17 protein-coding genes are annotated in these 20,557 nt (G+C 35.2%); 15 read left to right on the top strand and 2 right to left on the bottom strand.

Annotated elements, in window-relative coordinates; genetic code table 11:
- The first annotated feature begins 92 nt into the window (after positions 1–92).
- From CC92_RS0108495 to CC92_RS0108485, 3 genes are all read left to right on the top strand, one after another.
- Positions 93–1,043 (top strand): AAA family ATPase, encoded by a 951-nt coding sequence (locus tag CC92_RS0108495; RefSeq protein ID WP_029503321.1) that lies wholly within the window; start codon positions 93–95, stop codon positions 1,041–1,043.
- A 17-nt stretch (positions 1,044–1,060) separates the two neighbouring features.
- Positions 1,061–2,230, top strand: a complete 1,170-nt coding sequence (locus CC92_RS0108490; protein WP_029503322.1) for a DUF58 domain-containing protein — start codon at positions 1,061–1,063, stop codon at positions 2,228–2,230.
- A 457-nt stretch (positions 2,231–2,687) separates the two neighbouring features.
- Positions 2,688–5,072, top strand: a complete 2,385-nt coding sequence (locus CC92_RS0108485; protein ID WP_029503323.1) for a transglutaminase-like domain-containing protein — start codon at positions 2,688–2,690, stop codon at positions 5,070–5,072.
- 221 nt (positions 5,073–5,293) lie between these two features.
- On the opposite strand, the gene CC92_RS0108480 is transcribed toward CC92_RS0108485, so the two are convergent.
- Positions 5,294–6,322: a hypothetical protein gene (locus tag CC92_RS0108480; protein WP_029503324.1), complete on the bottom strand. Its 1,029-nt coding sequence runs from the start codon at positions 6,320–6,322 to the stop codon at positions 5,294–5,296.
- A gap of 275 nt (positions 6,323–6,597) precedes the next feature.
- Here CC92_RS0108480 and mutY point away from each other — a divergent pair, with 275 nt between their 5' ends.
- The 9 genes from mutY to CC92_RS0108435 all read left to right on the top strand — a co-directional run bounded on the left by mutY (position 6,598) and on the right by CC92_RS0108435 (position 15,578).
- Positions 6,598–7,650 (top strand): A/G-specific adenine glycosylase, encoded by a 1,053-nt coding sequence (gene mutY / locus CC92_RS0108475; protein WP_031420300.1) that lies wholly within the window; start codon positions 6,598–6,600, stop codon positions 7,648–7,650.
- 123 nt (positions 7,651–7,773) lie between these two features.
- On the top strand, positions 7,774–8,697 hold the full coding sequence (locus tag CC92_RS0108470; protein ID WP_029503326.1) for a LysR family transcriptional regulator: 924 nt from the start codon (positions 7,774–7,776) through the stop codon (positions 8,695–8,697).
- A complete protein-coding gene (locus CC92_RS0108465) occupies positions 8,679–9,434 on the top strand; it encodes an HAD family hydrolase (protein WP_051650758.1) in 756 nt (251 codons plus the stop codon). Before CC92_RS0108470 ends, CC92_RS0108465 begins: the two co-directional genes overlap by 19 nt.
- Before the next feature lie 489 nt (positions 9,435–9,923).
- The gene (gene leuB / locus CC92_RS0108460) at positions 9,924–11,006 is read left to right on the top strand and encodes a 3-isopropylmalate dehydrogenase (RefSeq protein WP_029503329.1); all 1,083 of its coding nucleotides are present in this window, start codon (positions 9,924–9,926) and stop codon (positions 11,004–11,006) included.
- A gap of 269 nt (positions 11,007–11,275) precedes the next feature.
- On the top strand, positions 11,276–11,626 hold the full coding sequence (locus CC92_RS0108455) for a hypothetical protein (protein ID WP_029503330.1): 351 nt from the start codon (positions 11,276–11,278) through the stop codon (positions 11,624–11,626).
- 12 nt (positions 11,627–11,638) lie between these two features.
- Positions 11,639–12,904, top strand: a complete 1,266-nt coding sequence (leuC, locus tag CC92_RS0108450) for a 3-isopropylmalate dehydratase large subunit (RefSeq protein WP_029503331.1) — start codon at positions 11,639–11,641, stop codon at positions 12,902–12,904.
- A gap of 170 nt (positions 12,905–13,074) precedes the next feature.
- Positions 13,075–13,572, top strand: coding sequence for a 3-isopropylmalate dehydratase small subunit (gene leuD / locus CC92_RS0108445; protein ID WP_029503332.1), 498 nt, complete (start codon positions 13,075–13,077; stop codon positions 13,570–13,572).
- A 60-nt stretch (positions 13,573–13,632) separates the two neighbouring features.
- Positions 13,633–14,169, top strand: coding sequence for a cysteine hydrolase family protein (locus CC92_RS0108440; RefSeq protein ID WP_029503333.1), 537 nt, complete (start codon positions 13,633–13,635; stop codon positions 14,167–14,169).
- 398 nt (positions 14,170–14,567) lie between these two features.
- On the top strand, positions 14,568–15,578 hold the full coding sequence (locus tag CC92_RS0108435; RefSeq protein WP_029503334.1) for a LacI family DNA-binding transcriptional regulator: 1,011 nt from the start codon (positions 14,568–14,570) through the stop codon (positions 15,576–15,578).
- 119 nt (positions 15,579–15,697) lie between these two features.
- On the opposite strand, the gene CC92_RS21570 is transcribed toward CC92_RS0108435, so the two are convergent.
- The gene (locus CC92_RS21570; protein WP_051650759.1) at positions 15,698–16,675 is read right to left on the bottom strand and encodes a helix-turn-helix domain-containing protein; all 978 of its coding nucleotides are present in this window, start codon (positions 16,673–16,675) and stop codon (positions 15,698–15,700) included.
- A 358-nt stretch (positions 16,676–17,033) separates the two neighbouring features.
- Here CC92_RS21570 and CC92_RS0108425 point away from each other — a divergent pair, with 358 nt between their 5' ends.
- From CC92_RS0108425 to CC92_RS0108415, 3 genes are all read left to right on the top strand, one after another.
- Entirely contained in the window at positions 17,034–18,503 is a 1,470-nt protein-coding gene (locus tag CC92_RS0108425; protein WP_029503336.1) for an ABC transporter substrate-binding protein, read from the top strand.
- A 107-nt stretch (positions 18,504–18,610) separates the two neighbouring features.
- The gene (locus CC92_RS0108420) at positions 18,611–19,609 is read left to right on the top strand and encodes a carbohydrate ABC transporter permease (protein WP_029503337.1); all 999 of its coding nucleotides are present in this window, start codon (positions 18,611–18,613) and stop codon (positions 19,607–19,609) included.
- Positions 19,602–20,462: a carbohydrate ABC transporter permease gene (locus tag CC92_RS0108415; protein WP_029503339.1), complete on the top strand. Its 861-nt coding sequence runs from the start codon at positions 19,602–19,604 to the stop codon at positions 20,460–20,462. The genes CC92_RS0108420 and CC92_RS0108415 overlap by 8 nt, the downstream gene beginning before the upstream one ends.
- Positions 20,463–20,557: the final 95 nt, after the last annotated feature.

Genomic DNA, 20,557 nt, shown 5'->3' with positions numbered 1-20,557 from the left:
AACTATGGTTGATAATTACATCTATTTCCATTATAATTGTTAAAAATAGGATTACTTTGGAAAATTCAGATAACGATAAGAAGGGGTGGAATATGTTTCAATACGTAGAGTTGGCGAATCAGTTGATATCTCAGGTAAATTCAGTTTTAATTGGAAAAGAAGACAAGGTTACATATGCGGTGACGACATTACTAGCAGGGGGACATTTACTAATAGAAGATGTTCCGGGGGTTGGTAAGACGACTTTGGCGAATGCGATTGCAAAATCAGTCGATTGCAGTTTTGGAAGAATACAGTTTACACCAGATACTTTACCAAGTGATGTTACAGGTTTATCTGTCTATAATATGAAAACTGGCGCATTTGAGTTTTCAAAAGGAGCCATTATGCATCATATCGTACTGGCAGATGAGATTAATCGAACCTCCCCAAAAACACAAGCTAGTTTGTTGGAAGCAATGGAGGAGAGACAAGTAACGGTGGATGGAAAGATATATCCATTAGAAGCTCCATTTATGGTAATTGCAACACAGAATCCAATTGATTTTATGGGGACATATCATTTACCAGAGGCCCAATTAGATCGATTTTTGATGAAAATATCCATTGGTTACCCAACACCAGAAGATGAGTTAAGAATGGCATTACTTTATCATAACAATCACAGATTACCAGAATTAAAACCGATTATGACAAGAGAGCAAGTTGATGCAATGCAAGAGGAAGTGAAAAAGGTCCGAATACATAAGGATGTTCTAGCATTTATTATAGATGTTACTAAAGTTACGAGAGAGGATGAGAATTTTATACTGGGTGCGAGCCCAAGAGCTACTCTTGCTGTTATAAAAGCAGCATCTGCAACAGCATATCTAAAAGGCAGAGATTATGTCATACCAGATGATGTATTGGAGGTTATCTATCCAGTATTGTGCCATCGTTTTGTGCTCTCGATGGAAGCAAAGATAAATAAAGTTTCTCCAGAGAAGATTCTTCGTGGATTGTTACAGAAGGTTACGATACCAATTCTTAGAGACTTTTCCTAAAGGAAGGAGTGCACCGGATGAGACGTAATCGATGCTTTTTGTATCTTTTCATAATACTTACCGGTATCTTTGTTAGCTATTATGGAGGATATGTAAGCTATGGCCTATTTTTTTTCAGTCTTTGTATCCCAATTGTTTCTTATCTCTACTTAATCTATGTGTATTTTCAGTTCAGAATCTATCAATTTATAGAGCATAAGACAATGGTTAAAGGAGAGCATATTTCCTATCAGTTTTTATTAACGAATGAAGATTATATGACTTTTTCTAATGTGAATGTAAGTTTTAAAAGTGATTTTTCTACAGTAGAAAATATAAGCTCTGACCGAAGTTATTGTCTTCTTCCTGGGGATAAAATTGAACAATCAACGACGATTTGCTGTCATTATCGTGGAGAGTATCGTATTGGAATTGATAAGGTAACCGTTACGGATTACTTGAATTTATTCCATCTTGTTTATAATGCACCATCTGCGATTCAAGCAAAGGTATTGCCAAGAATTGTCCGCTTGAATTCTTTAAAACTTTATAAGGAAACAGAGGGAAAAACACTTGAACTATATCCAGTATTAAAGCAGAGTGTTCCAGATGTTGAAATTCGAAGATATGAACCGGGCGATGAGCCGAAAAGAATACATTGGAAAGCATCGGCTAAGTTAAGAACACTAGTAACAAGAAAATATACCGTGGAACCAAAGACTGAAGTTTATCTATATGTGGATTTTGAAAAGAAAGATTCTGACGAGATAAGTAGAGTGATTCTTGAAGATAAAATCATTGAAATTGCACTTGCACTCAGCGATTTTTTTTATCGTTCGAATACACCTGTGAGAGTTATCTACGATGTTGCTGGTATAAAGATAATGAATATTTCAGGCAAACAAGAATTTGATCAATTTTATCAACTGTGTACAGATGTTTATTTTCGTGCGAATCATTCGATAAGCTCGTTATTAATGGAAAGTTGTATTCTTCTTAAGAATACCTCTTTTTCTATCATTCTAACGCATACATTTTCTGAAGATATTGTGAAAGCAAGTTATCATATGGTTTCTTTGGGAAATGAAGTAGCAATCCTTTACCTTGGTGAAGATGATGTTTCAAAACTCACAGTAAAGTTGGACTCACGTATTTATTTTGGGCAAATTACACCGAGTCAAGAAATCTCAGAAGTTTTAGAGGGTTAAGTGTGAAAGAAATCTTCGATTTCTTTCACACAGAAGTTTGTGCCTGCGTAATCCTCGGAACAAACTTCCGGCCTACTAAGAGTTTTGTTTTCAAGTGTGAAAGAAATCTTCGATTTCTTTCACACAGAAGTTTGTGCCTGCGTAATCCTCGGAACAAACTTCCGGCCTACTAAGAGTTTTGTTTTTAAGTGTGAAAGAAATCTTCGATTTCTTTCACACAGAAGTTTGCGCCTGCGTAATCCTCGGAACAAACTTCCGGCCTACTAAGAGTTTTGTTTTCAAGTGTGAAAGAAATCTTCATTTTCTTTCACACAGAAGTTTGCGCTTGCGTAATCCTCAGAACAAACTTCTGGCCTACTAAGAGGCATATTTTAAATAAGAAAAATCAAGATTTTTTACACACATATTTGTGTACTGTTTCCCCAATTCGCAGGATTGCGACAGAATGGAGATTACAATGAATATAAAGCTTTTATTAAAAAACCATGGGTATCCCTGTCTATTAACTATGTTATTATGCATCGCTGTTTTATCCTTATGCAATATTTATTTTGGACTTCTGGTCAATGAAGGAATGTTAGCAGTTCTGGTTTTCTTTTGGGTTGTGATTTTGCGATGTTTTGATCAAAATAAAAAAAACGTCCTTCCTTATGTTGTTATAATAATCCTTACTGTAATTATTGTGTTCCTATGCAACCAATATAAAGGATCCTTTTCTGATTTTATAAAACATTATACTTCATGGTTTGATCAGACTTTAAGTGATGGAAAATCAAACTCGATAGGATTTTCCTCGGTAACGATGATACTTCTATTAATCTTATCCTCAATACCGTTATATCTATTACAAAAAAAGCTTTTATTTCGAATCATTGGAGCGGTTGTGATATTATGTGTACTCCTGCTATTGGGATTCACTCAGCAACTGACATCAAAATTAGGGATAGTCGCCCTACTACTCTATCTATTCCTTACGCTAGTGGAAATTAGAATGACTCTTTTTTATAAAAAGGAGAGAAATGTTCAATCTATGGCAATGACATTTCTAATTCCTTGTGCCTTACTACTTAGTATATTTCTCTTATTACTACCAGCTTCGGAAAAGCCAATGGAGTGGAAAACTATTAAACGATGCATCAATGCGGTTTCGAATGCCGTTGATAATTTTGTTACCAATTTTGATTTATGGATGAATCCAGAAAAGAAAGAATTTAATTTAAATTTCGCTGGATACTCTGAGAGTGGTAGGGTAGGTGGAAGTGTTTCAGAATCAAATGAGTTAGCAATGTCCTTAAAAACCAGTTCCTTAAGCAGTTTTCATTTATATCTTAACGGTAATGTTAAGAATCAATATAATGGTGAAAAGTGGGAAGATACAACAAAAAATAAAAAAGAAGAGTATACGGAAGCAGAACTGGATGCATTAGAGTTATTATTCGCAATCGACCGTGAAGGATTAACAGAAGAATATAACTCAGTTATTTCTACTCGTAGTTATAGTGTTACATATGAAGGGATAACAACTAAGACATTATTTTACCCTTTAAAAGTACTAGATATTGAACTTATTAGACGTAAGGACATCTATTCCGGTGATACAGCGAATCTCCGTTTCCGAGATATAAAATCAAAAGGGTTAAGCTATTCGTTTCGGTACTTGAATATGAACCTTGATAGCCCCTATTTTAATCAGCTTATAGAAAGCCAAGCAAGATTTAAGTATCAGAATGAGAACACTGCCTCATTTCTACAATTTAAAGATAATGTAGCAAAGAAGAAGTATCTTATCACTTATAAGGTTTCTGAAGGGTTGGGAGAATTACTAAAACTTCGTAGAGATCAAATCTATGAAGATTATTTGAATGTTTATGAAGCACTGCCAAAGCGAGTTTCTGATTTAGCATATGAAATAACAAAAGATTGTAGTAATGACTACGAGAAATGCAAAGCGATTGAGAAGTTTTTTTCAAATTATTCGTATACTACAATACCAAAACAACCCCAAGAAGGTTTTGATTTAGTGGATTACCTGATTTTTGAATCCAAAGAAGGCTATTGTACTTATTACGCGACTGCATTTGCGATGATGGCACGATCTTTTGGTATTCCTACCAGATATGTGCAAGGATTTCGCGTACCTCCATCCGAGGGCGAAGACCGCTTTACCTATTATGTATACAATAGGAACGCTCATGCTTGGCCAGAAGCTTATATCGAAGGGATTGGCTGGATTCCTTTTGAACCTACCCCATCTTTTTATGATTATCGGTATCAGCCTTGGGTTTCAGAAAAAGACAAAGGTAACAGTTCCGTTAATGTTCCTAGTACAGGTCCGCAATATGACCCATCTCTCTATCAAATGCTATTGGAACAAGAAGAAAAGGAATATCTGACTGCCCGAAAGACTTATCGTAGTATATCAATGATTGCAGGAATTGTAGTACTACTTATGTTGTTTGGTTTAGTTCTTTATTACATATTAAAAATACAGCTATTTAACAGAAGCTATCGTAAGTCAAGTTTAGAAAAAAGAATATACCAAGATATCAAAGCAGTATTTTTCATGTATGAGTTTTTAGGGAAGGGAATTGAGAAGTCGGAGACATTCCAGAGCTTTATAAAGCGCTTAGTAGCGGATATTTCAATGGATACGAGAGAGGTTAAGAATATCATTGATTTCTATCAAAAGATACGATATAACGAAGAAGAACCGTCCCTAGGAGAACAGCAAGCGATTGAGCGTTTTCGAAGATACCTAGATCAATATTATAAGAGAACGATGAAATATCGTAACTACTTAAGATTACGTTTTTATTTACTTCGACATGAAAGAAAGATTTGAAATAAAAGTGAAAGAAGGAATTAATTTAATAGGAAATTAAAAAAATACAAACATCTCATCATTGATTGAGAAATAAAGGAACGGAATATTCCTTAGAGCGAAAACACTCTATTGGAATATTCCGTTTATTATGTCAAGATATATTCTGGCGCTTTTGTACCTTCTTACAACGAAAGACACTTTATTCGACAATGCATAGTGTCAGTAAAAAATCAAAAAACCTATTTTCCGTAAACTCGCTCATAAGTATTTTTCATTGAATTATATGTATAAACTGCATTTCCATCTGTTGTGACATAAAAATTTGTCATTAGAATATTTTTATGATCAAATTTGGCATAAGCACCATAACTATAACAAATACGGTCTTCTATAATTAATTTTATATTGTCAGACAAGATGAGGTAATCGTTGATGTCTGCAGGTAAGCCTGTTTGAAGATCTGATAAAGAATGTATGATTTGAATAGCCTCTTCTTCTGAGATAGTTAAGTTCTCTTTTGTATCCTTATCAAGAGTATAACTTCCAGCAATTGAATTTGAATTTCTAGTAAAGTAGTCATTATCAACTAACTGTAATTGATTTTCAACGAGGGAGAAGGTTAAGCTTACTTCATCGTCAGTAAAATGTTTAGCAGTTGTACCATCAATATGTCCAATACCACTGAGGCGGTTTTCTCCAAGGCTGTTTTCTGAAAGAATATAAAATTCAAAAGAAGAGGAATCATTCTGAATTATGGTAATGGTGGAGGTTGTTACACCTCGTAAATCCTTGCGAACAAATGTGCCATTCCAATTGGATTCGGTCTCCTCTTCGCTTGGTTTTGTGGAAAAGGTAGAAAATGGAGTTTGCTTTCCATCAGAGGATAAACAGGAGAGCTCTCCGTTACTCTTATTGACGAGTATTGCAGGTTCTAGTGCTGTTAAGTTTTCGGTAATGATAAAAGAATAATAATTTTTTGAGTTTATTATTACATTATCATCAAGCAATGATATCGAATATTTTCTTGAATTGATTTGTCCCTGAACTATGGAAAGTGCATCTTCTTCGGATAATAATACTTCCCCTACGATCGGTGTGGCTTCAGGAGTTACGGTTATCTTAGGAGCTTGTGTTATAGAAGCTGTAACGGTAGGAGTCAGCTCACTAGATGTATCCAATGAAGTGTTGTTCGGACTTTGTGTTGTTTGACAGCCACTACATAGAATAGTGGTCAAAAAACAAAGTATAATCAGTTTACGAGATAACATAGTAAGCCTCCTTTGTGGTCAAAGATAAGAATAGCATAATATTGGAATAAGGCAAAATCTAGGCAAAACTCTTACATGTTTCTTAAACTTCTTGAATTTCCATTATAAATTTTTAACATAATGTTCAAAATGTGATACAATAAGACTGCCAAGCCAAAGGCTTGTGTAGATCACGATCATGATCTAATGTGTAACATTATCTAAAGAAATAGGATAGTCTATAGAGTGTTTATAAAAGAATTGATAGGCGCTAAAGCACTGGAATCGAGGAAATAATGAAATATGATTATAGAGAAACAGTAGAATATTTATTACATTGGTACGACTTAAATGCAAGGATTCTGGAATGGAGATCAAATCCTAAGCCATACTTTGTATGGATTTCAGAAATCATGCTGCAACAAACCAGAGTAGAAGCTGTGAAATCTTATTTTGATCGGTTTATTAAGGAACTACCAACCATAAAGGATTTAGCGGTGGTAGAGGAAGATCGTTTAATGAAATTATGGGAAGGCTTAGGCTATTATAATCGAGCCCGAAACCTTAAAAAAGCAGCCATTGTTGTAATGGAGCAGTATGGTGGTGAGCTTCCAGCGAATCGAGAAGAGTTAAAAAAGCTACCAGGGATAGGATCTTATACCTCAGGAGCGATAGGATCGATTGCATTTCAGCTACCAGTTCCAGCTGTTGACGGTAACGTACTACGTGTCATGAAGCGGATTGCGGGAAGCTTTGACGATATTACAAAGGAAAAGATTAAAAAAGAACTTGAAGATGACATTGAAGAAATTATTCCGAAAGATCGCCCAGGGGATTTTAATCAAGCTCTTATGGAGCTAGGAGCAACTATTTGTTTACCAAATGGTAAGCCACTTTGTGAGCAATGTCCAGTGATGCATCTATGTAAAGCATATCACAATGGGGATGAGATGAAAATTCCAGTAAAACCTAAGAAAAAGGAAAGGCTACTTGAGGAAAAGACAGTACTAGTTATGGAATGTGGCGGCTCCTATGCAATCCGAAAAAGAACAGAAAAAGGTCTCCTTCATGGATTATGGGAACTTCCTAATCTAGAAGGAAAGCTTACGTTTAGTCAGATGGAGAATGCAATTCAAACATTTGCCACTCATGCTTTAGTAACAAAAAAACTTGGAGAAGCAAAACACATATTTTCTCATAAAGAGTGGCATATGACTGGGTATTATATCAAGGTTGAGAGAAAAGAAGATGTAAATCTTCCAGAAATTTTATGGGTAGATAATCAAAGGATTTGTGAGGATTATTCGCTGCCAACAGCCTTCGAAGCATATCGAAAGGAATTGATTTAAGTTAATTCGCTGAAAGAATCAATGTTAACTGAAAGATTGTAAGAGAAGAAATTGTAGTTGCCAAAATGGGGCATTTAATGGTAAGCTGTCAATAAACATAGGACAATCTGGGGAGGTTAGGAAATGGAAGTAGATTTTTCATTATCTGCTTATCGAATCTTTAATGCGGTGGCAAAAACTGAAAATATATCTTTAGCAGCAAAGGAACTATATATTAGCCAACCTGCGATAAGTAAGGCAATTGCGAAGTTGGAGCAAAGTATGTCAGTTGCGTTGTTCACCAGAAATTCACGTGGAGTAAAACTAACGGAAGAGGGAAAGCAGCTTTATTGCTATACTAGATCAGCATTTGAAACCCTGAAAGAAGGGGAAGATGCAATGAAAAGAATTCATCAGCTGGGAATAGGACATATTCGTATCGGTGTCAGTACGACGCTATGTAAATATATCTTGCTACCTTTTTTAAAAGATTTTGTGGAGGAATATCCGCATATTCGATTTACGATACAATGTCAGTCTACGCTTCAAACCTTAGGATTACTAGAGGAAGGAAAACTCGATATTGGATTAGTAGGAAAATCGGATACTATGAAGGGTCTGATTTTTCAAAAGGTTGGAGAGATACAGGACATCTTTATTGCGAATAAAGTCTACCTTGATAATTTAAGAATCAGAGAGGAAAGGGAACTAACTGGACGTGAATTATTAGAAAAAGGTAACCTTATGCTCCTTGATGAAAAGAATATTACCAGAATGTTTATTGACGAGTACTTTGCAAAAAGGCAGTTAAAACCAGTACAAATCTTAGAGGTTAGTAGTATGGATTTATTAATTGAGTTTGCAAAGACAGGTTTAGGTATTGCATGTGTTATAGGAGAATTTGTTCAGAAAGAAATAGATAGTGGAGACTTAGTAGAGATTGCTTTACCAGGTAAACTAGATAAGAGAGAGATAGGTTTTGCTTATATGAAGGAGAGAGGAAACCAGGAATCTGTTCGAAATTTTGTTCAGAAGATGGAGGAAATGAGATGCGAAAGCCTAAAATGATTCTATTTGACTATGGGCAAACCTTAGTAAAAGAGGAAGGATTTGAGTCACTGGCAGCAGAAGAAGCTGTATTATCAAGGGCTGTAAGGAATCCATATGGTATAACAGCACAAGAGATACTTGCTTTTGATAGAGAATTAAATAAAGAAATTGGTAGATTTACAAAGGAAACAATGGATGAATATAAAATAGAGGTTCATAATCATCCATATCAGAGGTTTTTATATGAGTATTTTGGTTTAGAGTTTAAGGAGGATCCTTATCAAATAGAACAATTATTCTGGGATACAGCAGCGCCGGGAGTTCCAACAGATGGGATCAAGGAAGTACTTAACTACTTAAAGGAGCAAGACATTCGTGTCGGGGTGATAAGCAATATATCGTTTAGCGGAGAGGCCCTAAGACGTCGTTTAGCTTCTGTTCTACCAGAATATACGTTTGAATTTATTCTTGCATCTAGTGAATATGTTTTTCGAAAGCCAAGTAAATTTCTATTTCAGTTAGCACTTCGAAAGGCTTTATTGCAGGCAGAAGAGGTATGGTATTGTGGAGATAATATACTTTGCGATATCATTGGTGCTTCAGAAGCCGGAATATTTCCAGTATGGTATACCGGCGCGAATAAAACGGGTGGATTTGATTATCGAGAGGATTATGAGGCAAGTCATCCTGAAATATCCTTATGTAAAGTAGAGGATTGGTATCAATTTATCGATTTTTTAAAGCAGGTGGAATAAAAACAGAAGAATTTAGTATAAAAAAGTAAAATAATAAATTAAATCAGGCAAGTGATAGAGCACTAGTTTTTTTAGAGTGGTTAGTCACTTGCCTTGCTTTATTGTAGAGAACTTTCGTAAAGAAAATCACATAAGTGGCGAGCTAGTATATTGTGGTTGGAAATTCCATACTACAATAGAGCATATTCGAGGTGCGAAACGATGAGTTATTCCTTAATTTATGTGGTATTATGTTGAGGAGAAGTGTAATTATATAGTGAGAGAAGATATATGATTACTAGTATGTATTAGCATTTAATATAGGATAGATTAACTAAGAATAAAACTGGATTGATATAACAATAAATTATACTAAATATTAATAATATGTATTTTAATTATATCAAGAACTATGATAAAATGATGACAATTAAAAGGTATATCTTATTTTAACTTACTTTTAAAATCATATTGAAAAGCTCATCTTATAGAGAGAAAGGATGCGTACATATGAATTACAAAATAGCAGTTATTCCGGGAGATGGGATTGGTCCTGAGATCATCACAGAAGCAAAGAAAGTATTAGATCAGGTCGGAAAGAAATTTGGTCATACGTTTGCTTATACCGAAGTATTAATGGGGGGTGTTTCAATCGATGCAACTGGTGAACCACTCACCAAAGAAGCGCTAGAAACTGCGAAGGCAAGTGATTCTGTACTTCTTGGTGCGGTAGGTGGTAATGTGGGGCAAAGTAACTGGTATAGTCTTCCTCCACATCTAAGACCAGAGGCTGGGTTATTAGCCATTCGAAAGGGCTTAGGATTATTTTGTAATCTTCGGCCAGCAGTGCTGTTTGAACAATTAAAGCAAGCATGCCCGTTAAAGGATGAGATTATTGGAGATGGATTTGATTTTGTTGTTGTTCGTGAGCTAACCGGTGGAGTTTATTTTGGTGAACGAAAAACTATGACGGAAAATGGAGTGAGAAAAGCAATTGATACAATGCCTTACGATGAAAATGAAATAAAGCGTATTGCAAGATGGGCATTTGAAGTAGCTAGTAAACGAAATAAGAGAGTATGCAGCGTAGATAAAGCGAATGTTTTAGATACCTCAAGACTTTGGAGACAGGTCGTAAAAGAAGTGGCGATGGAATATCCAGAGGTAACGCTTACCGATATGTTAGTGGATAACTGTGCAATGCAGATTGTAAAAGATCCAACACAGTTTGATGTGATACTTACAGAGAACATGTTTGGCGACATCCTTTCGGATGAAGCGAGTATGGTGACAGGCTCTATCGGTATGTTAGCATCTGCAAGTCTTGGTGAAACAAAACTTGGTTTATATGAACCAAGTCATGGTTCTGCTCCAGATATAGCAGGAAAAAACATTGCAAATCCAATTGCAACAATTCTTTCTGCGGCTATGATGCTTCGCTATAGTTTTGACCTGACTAAAGAAGCAGATCGCATTGAAAATGCGGTAAAACAAGTATTAAACTTAGGACTTCGTACCGCAGATATTATGTCAGAAGGATGTAAACTAATAGGAACGAAGGAAATGGGAGATTCTATCCTAGCACAGATATAATAGTGAAACTATAGTTCATAATGAGAAGATATCGTGCAGTAATGAACTTAAAACTTGTAGAGTAGAGTTATTTAGAAATGAAACTCTTATCAATTAAAAATCAGAGCAAATTGATTCATATTACACATATTGTAAAGATTAAAAGAAAGTAAACTCATGGATTACCAGTGCATTTTCCATAATTATATGTTAAGATATCTAGGAATTCAAAATCGAATTGTTGTAATAATATACATAACAATATTCGATATTATCACTTGGAGGTCAGAATGGAGAAATACATTAAGAGTTTTTCAAAAGCATTGGTTATTATGACAGTTATTTTCTTTCTAAGTTTTTTTGGAGGAGCGAATGCGGAAACGATAGGTATGCCAAGCTTTGTATTTCAGGTATGCGTTGTTAGTGCAAATGCATTGATGTTTGTAATTCCTTTGGTCTTTATTGCTATCTTCGGTATCGGTATGTCTTCGTTATTCAAGAAGGTACTTAACAATGCTAGTCGAATGGTAGTAAAAAAAGTGGAAGAAAAGTTTCCAGTCCTTTGGTTTATCGTTTCTTTTGTATGCTTTATTCTTTACTTTATGTTTGTAAATGTGATTTTGGCATTACCAGAAGCATAGGAGGATATAGTTATGGGCATGACAATGACTCAAAAAATTTTGGCGGCACATGCAAATCTGCCTGAAGTAAAGGCAGGACAGTTGATTGAGGCTAATCTTGACCTGGTGTTAGCAAATGACATTACAGGGCCAGTTGCCATACACGAAGTACAAAGATTGAAAAAGAAAACGGTATTTGACAAAGATAAAATTGCTTTGGTACCAGATCATTTTACGCCAAATAAAGATATCAAATCAGCCGAACATTGTAAGTGTCTTAGAGAGTATGCAAAAGATCATGACATTACAAACTATTTTGAGGTTGGTGAGATGGGAATTGAGCATGCCCTTCTTCCAGAAAAAGGGCTTATTGTAGCTGGAGAAACCTGTATTGGAGCAGATTCTCATACTTGTACTTATGGTGCACTTGGAGCATTTTCTACCGGTGTTGGTAGTACTGATATGGGTGCTGGCATGATAACAGGGAAAGCATGGTTTAAAGTACCGTCTGCAATTAAGTTTGTATTAACAGGAAAACCTAAGGAATGGGTAAGTGGAAAAGACGTCATTTTACATATTATCGGTAGGATTGGTGTAGATGGTGCATTGTATAAATCTATGGAATTTGTTGGAGATGGAATTAAAAATTTAACGATGGATGACCGTTTTACAATTGCGAATATGGCGATTGAAGCTGGTGCTAAGAATGGTATTTTCCCAGTAGATGAATTAACCATTGCTTATATGAAGGAGCATTCATCAAAAGAATATACGATCTATGAAGCCGATGAAGATGCCGAGTATGAGCAAACTATTACAATAGACTTATCAGAGTTAGAGCCAACGGTAGCATTTCCTCATCTTCCAGAAAACACGAAGACGGTGAAAGAAGCTGGTGAAGTTAAAATTGATCAGGTAGTCATTGGATCTTGTACGAATGGAAGAATTGGTGATTTAAGAATTGCTGCCAAAGTTTTAGAGGGAAGAAAGGTAGCAAAAGGGATGCGTGCTATCGTATTTCCTGCAACTCAGGCAATTTACTTACAAGCAATTGAGGAAGGATTGATTCAGATCTTTATCAAAGCAGGTTGTGTCGTAAGCACTCCAACATGTGGACCATGCCTTGGAGGACATATGGGTATTCTTGCAGCAGGTGAACGTGCTGCTTCCACAACCAATCGAAACTTTGTTGGGCGTATGGGACATGTGGAATCAGAAGTTTACCTTTGCAGTCCTGCGGTGGCAGCAGCGAGCGCAGTAACTGGAAAGATTAGTGAAGCTTCCGAGCTATTTTCTTAAGGTATAGTGTCAACTGACCTATGCTGATGTCTGGCAAAGTTAGTGTACTTAAACTGCACAAAGTGATTCATGCCATATGGCACGAATTTTCGATTTGGTATGTTATGGTGCTAGTTTTAAGGAACTTTGATATTAATTGCAGGCGCTAAAGCGCCGGAATAGAGGTAAGTATGAAAGCACATGGTATAGTTCATAAATATGGAGATAATGTAGATACAGATGTTATCATCCCTGCTAGGTATTTAAATTCTTCTGATCCAAAAGAACTTGCAAAAAAATGCATGGAAGATATTGATAAGGAATTTGTTCATAGAGTAAAACCAGGGGATATTATAGTTGCAAATAAAAATTTTGGCTGCGGCTCCTCCAGAGAACATGCACCAATTGCGATTAAAGCGTCTGGTATTAGCTGTGTAATTGCTGAGACCTTTGCAAGAATATTTTATCGTAATGCCATTAATATAGGGCTTCCAATTATAGAATGTGAAGAGGCTGCAAGAGACATCGACGCTGGTAATGAGGTAGAGATAGATTTTGATAATGGAATCATTACAAATCTTACCAAAGGGAAATCTTATCAGGGGCAGTCATTTCCAGAGTTCATGCAAAAGATCATGAAAGCAGAAGGTCTTATTAATTATATTAATGAGCAACAAGAAGCAATGTAGGTATAGGTTCTAACTAGTAAACCTAAATTATGTAAGAAGCGTAAAAATTAGGAGTAATCTATGGGAAACGTATTGGTTGTAATTGATATGCAAAATGACTTTATTACTGGGAGTTTAGGAAGTAAAGAAGCGGAAGCTATCGTCTCAAGAGTGAAAGACAAGCTAGAAGGTTTTAGCGGAAATGTTATTTTTACAAGGGATACGCATACGAAGGAATATCTAAATACTCAGGAGGGAAAGAATCTTCCAGTGGAGCACTGTAGGAAAGATAGCAAAGGCTGGGAAATAGAGTCTTCCTTGCAACCATATGCAAATAAACCAAACACAATAATTTTGGACAAAGAAAGTTTTGGGACCCTTAATCTTGCAAAAGCATTAGAGGAGATACAGAGTGTCTCCAAGGAACCGATAGAAGAGATTGAACTGGTTGGTCTTTGTACAGACATCTGCGTTATATCAAATGCTATGATAATAAAAGCAGCATTTCCAGAGATACCAGTGATAGTAGATTCTACCTGTTGCGCAGGCGTTGCAAAACAGTCACATTACAATGCTCTTGAAGCTATGAAGATGTGCCAGATAATAATTAAAGGATAATTTTACTTGAGGGAGTTTTCATATAGAATCGGAGATGCGTTATAAAGTTTTTCGATGAAAAAATAGGAATGGGCAGTTGGCATGTGATAGAGATATTTAACCTCTTAAAAAGCTAGCTGTCCATAATTATGTTGTAACCTATTTTTTGCAAAGCAATGAAAGGTTATCTCATCTATCAGTATAGTTAGAATTTATTAAGTACCAACATTAAAAATGGCAAAATAGCGCAATTATAACCAAAATGCTAGATTGACAATAGAGAAGCAATTATTTATAATTAAGTAAAATATTACCTATTAACTTAAAAATCAAGCTTATGGTATTGATTGGATCGAAATAGGAGTTAGATATTGTGAGGCTAAGATTGGTGTTTAAACTATAGATTTGGAGGATAAATTATGGCAAAAACAGTTCGTTTATCTGATATAGCACAACGATTGGGTGTTAGTAATGTTACTGTATCTAAGGCTTTGGCGGATAAAGAAGGCGTTAGTGAAGAGTTGCGCAAAACGATAAAGAAAATAGCAATTGAAATGGGGTATCGACCCAAAACGCCAGGGACAGTGAAGAAGGGTGGTCGTACCGGTAACATTGGTATTCTTATACCAGGTAGATTTGTGGATCAAAAGTATTCATTTTACTGGGATATGTATGAACGAGTCATTAGCTGGCTTACCTTCTATGGTTATTATGGTATATTAGAGATATTAAAAAGTGATGATGAAAACACATTAAATCTTCCTAGAATTGTAAAAGATGCAAAAGTAGATGGTCTTATTGTGATGGGGCAGGTAAAACAGGAATACCTGCAATGTTTAAGCAAAGAAGAAAATTTAGCGGTTATTTTCCTGGATGCATACAATTCTTATTATGGATGTGATGCTATTATCTCAGATGGATATTATGGAATGTACATGATGACAAATTACCTACTAAAGATGGGACATCGTGACATCTTTTTTGTTGGAACAATCTCAGCAACTAGTAGTATTAGTGACCGTTATTTTGGTTTTTCGCGTGCGATGCTAGAGGAAGGTATTACGGTAACAGAGGACATGGTGATACCGGATCGTGATATAGTAACCGGGATTGTAAAAGTAAGTCTTCCTGAAAAATTACCAAGTGCATTTGTCTGTAACTGTGATACTGTTGCATACGAATTAATTCTAGCGTTAAAGGAGAAAGGTGTGCGGGTACCAGAGGACGTATCAGTAGTAGGATTCGATAATTACATACTATCAGAAATATCTTCTCCTCGAATTACTACCTATGAGGTTGATATGGATGGTATGGCCAAGGCAAGTGCCGAACGTTTGATCAAGAAAATTGATGATCCATCCTATAATCCAGGTCTTAAGATTACGGTTGGTAAAGTGATTGTGAAGGATAGCGTTAAAGAAATGGAATAAGAGATGGCAAAAACTCGAATGCGTCGATTGAAGCATTCGAGTTTTTATATTTATGATTAGGAAAAATTTGCGAAGCGTGCTTTTTTAATTCCCATATTTCCTCAGTAGGAAAGAATTCTTTACTGTTTTAACTCTCTCTTGCCTGACTGTATTCGATACTTATTTGGTGTGATACCAAGTTGTTTTTTAAATAGATTAATAAAGTGAGGTGTGTTATCGATACCTACTTTAAATCCTATTTCACTAATACTTAACATAGTAGCCTCTAAGAGTTTTTTAGATTCTTCAATTCGCTTATGGATCAAATAATCAATAGGAGAAAAGTTTGTGTAAAATTTAAAATCTTTTGCGAGTTTGTATTTATTATAGTTTAATTCTTTCGATAGGCTGTCAAGAGTATGATTTTCTTTAAACCTATCGTCTAGTATGGTCTTCATTTTAAGTATGTACTCAGGGATAAGAACAGCATTATGAGTTTTTTGATATTTTAAAACTACAGCAGAAGTTAAAAGTTCTGTTATGACTTGGGAACGAAGTAGCTCTGCAATATCTAACTGATTGTTATTGCGATAGTAAAATTTACGAATCGTATTCCACATTGCAGAAATATCATCTTCGCAAGTAGGTACTCCATCTTGCATATATAAGTGGTAATATTTTTTAATTGATAATCCATTAAGATAAAGAGCTGAATAGGTCCAGTTAGAGTTTGCAAGCTCCAGACGAATTGCTTGGTCACAGTGTAGAAAGAAAAATGTGTGAGGCCTAAGTGGATAAGTTTCGTCATTCAAAATCAAGTTACCTTGTCCTGAGATACTATATAAAATTAAATAACAATCTAAGTTATTAAGCTCCATCGACCAGGGAAAATGAACAGTGTTTTCTTCTGCAAGCTGTATGTAGAATAAGCAGTCCTTTGCAAGCGAAGATGGCTCATCATATAAAAAGTAATGGACAGACTCATTTTTGCTCATGACCAATGGGGGTGCTTGAGAATTCGTCTTATTAAAAAGTGTGTCTGCTTTTGGACTAACTTTATCTTTTGAACTCACATGTCTTGTTGATATCAAAGCTTCTCTTGTTTTAATAATATTCATATCTTTCCAATTCCTCCCCTTTGTATTCATTGGATATTTATGCCACTTATTGATACTAATTTAAATAAAAATTAAGTTAATAAAACGGAATATAACTTTAATAACATATAAAAAATGAACTATATTATGCTCATAATAATCGAAAGGTTAGATAATGTCAAGTGAGTTTTTTAATATAACCGTCATTATTAACAAAATAGACATAATTAAGTGGAATAAAACTGTGAAGAATACAATATAAAACCAACATAATACAATAAATACCAAAATATTGAAATGATAATTATTCTTACTTGTTATAAAATATAATTAAGTTATTAAATGAGATAGTAACTTAAAAAATCAGGAGGAGAGTAATATGAAAAGAAAACTAATTAGTATCGCATTGGTGTTTGTACTATGTTTTTCGTTAGCAGCATGCGGATCTAAGAAAGACAACAAGGATACTAGCGTAGATGCGAACAAAGAAAACACACAGACACCAACTAAGGAGCCAGAAGCTACAAAAGCAGAAAGTGAAGCTGCGAATGATGAGACACCAGATTATAGCATGACACTTGATCAAATTGAATTAGGAAAGTACACTGACATTACAGCAACAATTAAATTCGCAACACATCGTACGGATTTGGTGGATAATGGAAGATTTGCAGAGTATGTTGCTGAATTTAATAAAGTTTACCCGAATATTAAGGTGGAATACGAAGGAATTACGGATTACAAAGAAACAATGGATATTCGTCTTACACAAAAGGATTGGGGAACCATGTGTATGATTCCAACATCGATTGATAAGGTAGATTTAGGTACCTATTTTGAGCCGATTGGAAGTTATGATGTATTGAAAGACATTTATAATTTCTGTGATGACAAGGCTTTTGACAATGTAGTATATGGATTATCCTCTACTGGAAATGCACAAGGTATTGTTTACAACAAGAAGGTATTTGAAGCTGCTGGTATTACTAGTCTTCCAAAGACCCCAGACGAATTCTTAGATTGTTTACAAAAAATCAAAGATACTGGTGCAGCTGAGGACCCTTACTATTCTAACTACAAAGATGACTGGGCTATTTCACAGTGGAATGCACATATTGGTGGCTCTACGAATGGTGATCCAGAGTACTACAATAATATTTTACCATATCAGAAAAATCCATTTGGCCCTACGGATGATTTTACAGGTGCTTATTCTGCCTATTATTTGATTTATAATATTGCTGCTCGTGGTTTATGCGAAGAAGATCCTGTTACTACAGACTGGGAAGGCTGTAAGGGAAGAATCAATCGTGGTGAAATTGGTGTAATGGCAATGGGATCTTGGGCTGTTACTCAGTTTCAACAAGCAGATTCTAACCCACAGGATATTGGATATATGCCATTTCCGTTAACAATCAATGGAAAACAATATGCTTCTGCAGGTGCTGATTATTGCTATGGGATTAATATAAATGCAGATGAAGTAACAAAGTTTGCAGCGAAGATATATACGAAATGGTTAGTGGAGCAATCAAACTTCTCTTATAATGAAGGTGGTATTCCAATCTTAAAAACGGGCGCATATCCAGAAGTATTAAACGCTTTCTCGGGTGTGGAGTTTATTGTGAATAATCCAGCAGCAGCGGGGGAAGAAGATACGTTTAACGCAATTAACGCAGAATCAGAAATGAATATCAATGTGGATGGTAAGAAGGCTCAGTACGTATTCTGGGAAGGATTTAAGGCAAGCAAAGGGGAATCTGCAAAGACGTTAGAGGAACTTATGGCTGAGTTTAATGAAGCTTGGTCCGATGCACAAGCTTCACTTGGCATAGAAGTAAAGTATTAATCATAACTTAGACGTTCTTATGGGCTATTTAACCCAGGAGAATCTGCGGTAGAATTCAGAATGTGAGCCAGGGATACCCTTGGCTCATATTCCAGTAGGAGGACCCTATGGATAACGTAAAATCAAACCAAAAAAGAATTCATCCAATTAGATTTCTAAAAAGTAGAAAGGGGCAGAGGGCGAGTATTATCATTTTATTTTTACTGGTTCCGATGACTCTTTTAATCACTTTTACGTATTTACCTTTTGAAAAAATGATTGAATTTAGTTTCTATAAGATGAAGTATCTTGGAAGAAGAACACCGGTAGGTTTTAAGAATTATATAGATGTTTTTAAGAGAGAAGATTGTTTTCGCGCGTTATACTTAAGTCTCTATTATATGGGGGCATCTCTGATACAGCTTGTTCTAGCTCTTTATTTTGCTACAATTTTAAGTTTTAAGGTAAAAGGCGGGAAGTTTTTTAAAGGTGCAATATTTTTTCCTTATTTAATCTGTGGTATAGCGGTTGGATTTATCTTTAAATTTTTCTTTACTAGAGGATTTGTATTAGATACTGTATTACAAGCAGTTGGCTTTGACCTTGATAGTCTGCCACGCTGGCTTTCTGATACAAGGATAAATAACATCTCATTAGCTGCAACATCGGTGTGGAGATACATGGGACAGAATATGGTTTTATTTATCGGTGCTATTATGTCCGTTGACAGCGAAATGTACGAAGCTGCTGAACTTGATGGAGCAAGTAAGTGGCAAGAGTTTAAATACATTATTCTACCAAGCATAAGGACTGTAGTTTTGCTTAACTTAATTTTATCGATTTCTGGATCGTTAAGTGCCTTTGAACCTTCCTATGTTATCACAGGTGGTACTGCAGAAACGGCAACCTACTTTGTAACAATGCATGTTCTTGCTCATAATACAAAGAAAGTTGGATTAGCATCCGCAATGGCAATTGTCTTAATGGGAATTATTATTCTGGTTACGGTTGCCCAGAAATTAATCTTTCACTTTATATTTGATAATGATTCGGATATATCGAAGGGAACTAGAAAAAGAATGAACCGTTACCTGAAAAAACAGGAAGGAGGTAACACTTATGAGTAATAGGAAAAGAAGAAAGCACTATTCAGTCAAACAGTGTATTATTAGTTTTTTAAAGTACTTTAGTCTGATATTTATAACTTTTTGGATGTTACTTCCGATTGTATCTTGTGTGATAACAGCATTTAAAAGTACACAGGAATACAATCAAACGAGTGTTGCGACCCTTCCAAAAAATTGGTTCTATATTGAAAATTTTGTGACAGCATGGACGAAGGGAAATATGGGGAGAGCATTTCTTAATTCAATGATTATATTAGTGTTTGTTTTAATGGGTTCAATCTTGATAGGAACAATGCTTGCATACATACTCAATCGATTCAAATTTCTGGGAAATGGTTTGATAAGAAATTTATTTTTATTTGCAGCTCTTATTCCAGGGGTTGCTGTTCAGGTAACTGTATTTTCCATTATGACAAGCTTAAATTTAGTGAATACGCTAGTTGGTTATATGATCCTATTAATGGGAACAGATGTTATATCTATCTATGTATTTTTACAGTTTTTTGAGAATATATCTGTATCTCTTGATGAATCCGCAATCGTGGATGGAGCATCTTACTATACGGTATTCTTTCGTATCCTGTTGCCACTATTAAAACCAGCCATTGTCACCTGTATGATACTAAAAGGAGTTAGTACCTACAATGAATACTATATGGCAAATCTATATCTACAATCAGAAAAATTAAAAGTGGTATCCTCTTCGCTTTATACCTTTACTGGCCCTTTTGGTAATCAATACAATTTTATCTGTGCAGGGGTTATTATTACGGTGTTGCCGGCACTTATTGTTTTTATTACCTGTCAAAATAAGATTTATAATGGTTTGACTCAAGGAGCTGTAAAAGGTTGAGATAAGATTATGTTGTAATAAAATTTTAATAGTGTTCGTAATTATAGAAGTTATGTAATATATTAGTATGGTATTAAAGAGGAAATGATTTAGAT

It is taken from the genome of Lachnoclostridium phytofermentans, from assembly GCF_000733755.1.
Lineage (GTDB): Bacteria > Bacillota > Clostridia > Lachnospirales > Lachnospiraceae > Lachnoclostridium > Lachnoclostridium phytofermentans_A.
Note: the sequence above shows the minus strand (reverse complement) of the source record. Positions and strands in the feature narration are given on the sequence as shown.